This is a genomic window from Phenylobacterium sp., assembly GCF_030693805.1.
Lineage (GTDB): Bacteria > Pseudomonadota > Alphaproteobacteria > Caulobacterales > Caulobacteraceae > Phenylobacterium.
This window is the reverse complement of sequence record NZ_JAUXZW010000234.1, coordinates 1-2,439: the sequence shown is the minus strand read 5'-3', so window position 1 is coordinate 2,439 and position 2,439 is coordinate 1. Positions and strand designations below refer to the sequence as shown.

At 67.1% G+C, this 2,439-nt stretch carries 2 protein-coding genes; both read left to right on the top strand.

From position 1 onward, the window contains the following. A partial coding sequence (locus Q8M88_RS09030; RefSeq protein WP_305596551.1) for a DNA gyrase C-terminal beta-propeller domain-containing protein occupies positions 1–504 on the top strand: 504 nt, incomplete at its 5' end. Positions 505–613: 109 nt separating this feature from the next. Then, entirely contained in the window at positions 614–2,392 is a 1,779-nt protein-coding gene (gene aspS, locus Q8M88_RS09025; protein ID WP_305596548.1) for an aspartate--tRNA ligase, read from the top strand. Positions 2,393–2,439: the final 47 nt, after the last annotated feature.

Below are 2,439 nucleotides of genomic sequence, written 5' to 3'. Positions count from 1 at the left end.
CGCGGCCACGGCGAGCCCCTGAGACTGATGCTCGATGTGGATGACAAGGTTGGCGTGGTCGACGTCTTCGTCCACCGCCCTGGCTCCAAGCGGGTCGTCGCCTCCAAGGAAGGCTATGGTTTCGTCCTGCCCGAGGACGAGGCTGTGGCCCTGCGCCGGGCCGGCAAGCAGGTGCTGAACGCGGGCGCCAAGGGCGCAGCCTTCGCCCTGCCGCTGATCGCCGACCACCTGGCCGTGGTGGGCGACAATGGCAAGGTCCTGATCTTCCCGACCGCCGAACTGCCGGAGATGGCGCGTGGCAAGGGGGTGAAGCTGCAGGCCTACCGTGAGGGGGGCTTGCGTGACGCGCTGGTGTTCGGCGAGACCGAGGGCGCGGCCTGGACGGACGCGGCGGGTCGCACGCGGGTCTGGCCGGAGTGGCGCGACTGGCTGGGCCGGCGCGCCGCCGCCGGCAAAGCGGCGCCGAAGGGCTTCCCGGCCAGCAAGCGGTTCCGGCCGAAGTAGGCTCTGGTCGGGCTCGCCAGGATGGCGGCTGACTTAGCCCTTTCTTGACACGGCCAGGGCTACATGCGCCCTTCCGCGCCTCCTTTTCGACCAGCTTTTTGCGACTCCCATGCACCCATATCGCACCCACACCTGCGGCCAGCTCCGCGCCGCCGACACCGGCCAGACGGTCCGCGTATCGGGTTGGATCCATCGCAAGCGCGACCACGGCGGGCTGGTGTTCATCGACCTGCGCGATCACTACGGTCTGACGCAACTGGTCATCGCGCCGAGCACGCCGGGCTCCGACCGCATCGAGCGCACGCGCGCCGAGAGCGTCATCCGCATCGACGGCGAGGTGGTCGCCCGCTCCGCCGACACTATCAACGCCAACCTGCCGACCGGCGAGGTCGAGGTGCGCGTCGCCGCCATCGAGGTGCTGTCGGAAGCCGCCGAACTGCCGGTGCCTGTGTTCGGCGAGCCGGACTATCCCGAGGAACTGCGGCTCAAGCACCGCTACCTCGATCTGCGGCGCGAGACCCTGCACAAGAACATCGTCCTGCGCTCCAAGGTCATCCACTCGATCCGCAACCGCATGATCTGGCAGGGGTTCCTGGAGTACCAGACGCCGATCCTGACCGCGTCGTCGCCGGAAGGCGCGCGCGACTTCCTGGTGCCATCGCGCCTGCATCCGGGCAAGTTCTACGCGCTGCCCCAGGCGCCGCAGCAGTTCAAGCAACTGCTGATGGTCTCGGGCTTCGACCGCTATTTCCAGATCGCGCCGTGCTTTCGAGACGAGGACCTGCGCGCCGACCGCAGCCTAGAGTTCTACCAACTCGACGTGGAGATGAGCTTCGTCACCCAGGAAGACGTGTTCGCGGCCATCGAGCCGGTGATGCACGGGGTGTTCGAGGAGTTCGCGGCCGGCAAGCCGGTGACGCCGTATCCGTTCCCCCGCATCCCGTATCGCGAGGCGATCGCCAAGTACGGCTCTGACAAGCCGGACCTGCGCAACCCGCTAGTGATGCAGGACGTCTCCGAGCACTTCCGCGGCGCGGGCTTCGGCCTGTTCGCGCGGATGCTGGAAGATCCGAAGAACGCCATCTGGGCTATCCCCGCGCCCAGCGGCGGCAGCCGCGCGTTCGCCGACCGCATGAACAGTTGGGCGCAGTCCGAGGGCCAGCCGGGCCTGGGCTACATCTTCTGGCGTGAAGGCGAAGAGGGCGGCGCAGGTCCGATCGCCAAGAACATCGGGCCGGAACTTACAGACAAGGTTCGCGAGCAGCTTGGTCTCGCGATCGGCGACGCGGCCTTCTTCGTCGCCGGCGACCCCAGCGTCTTTTACAAGTTCGCCGGGACCGCGCGCACCAAGGTCGGGACCGAATTGAAGCTGGTGGACGAGGACCGCTTCGAGTTCGTCTGGATCGTCGACTTCCCGATGTTCGAGTGGAACGACGACGAAAAGCGCGTCGATTTCTCGCACAATCCGTTCTCGATGCCGCAGGGCGAACTTGAAGCTCTGCTCACCAAGAACCCGCTCGACGTGCTGGCCTACCAGTATGACATCGTCTGCAATGGCTACGAGCTGTGTTCAGGCGCGATCCGGAACCACCGGCCGGAGCTGATGCTCAAGGCCTTCGAGATCGCCGGCTACGGTCCGGAGGTGGTCGAGGAGCAGTTCGGCGGCATGCTGAACGCCTTCCGCCACGGCGCGCCGCCGCACGGCGGGCTGGCCCCCGGCATCGACCGCATCGTCATGTTGCTGGCCGGCGAGACCGCGATCCGCGAAGTGATCGCCTTCCCGCTGAACCAGCAGGGCCAGGATCTGCTGATGAGCGCGCCCTCGGACGTGACCGACAAGCAGCTCAAGGAGCTGCACGTGCGTCTGTCCCTGCCAATCAAGGTCTAGGGGCTAGCCTCACCCCGGCGAAAGCCGGGCGTGAGCGCCTCAGCAGT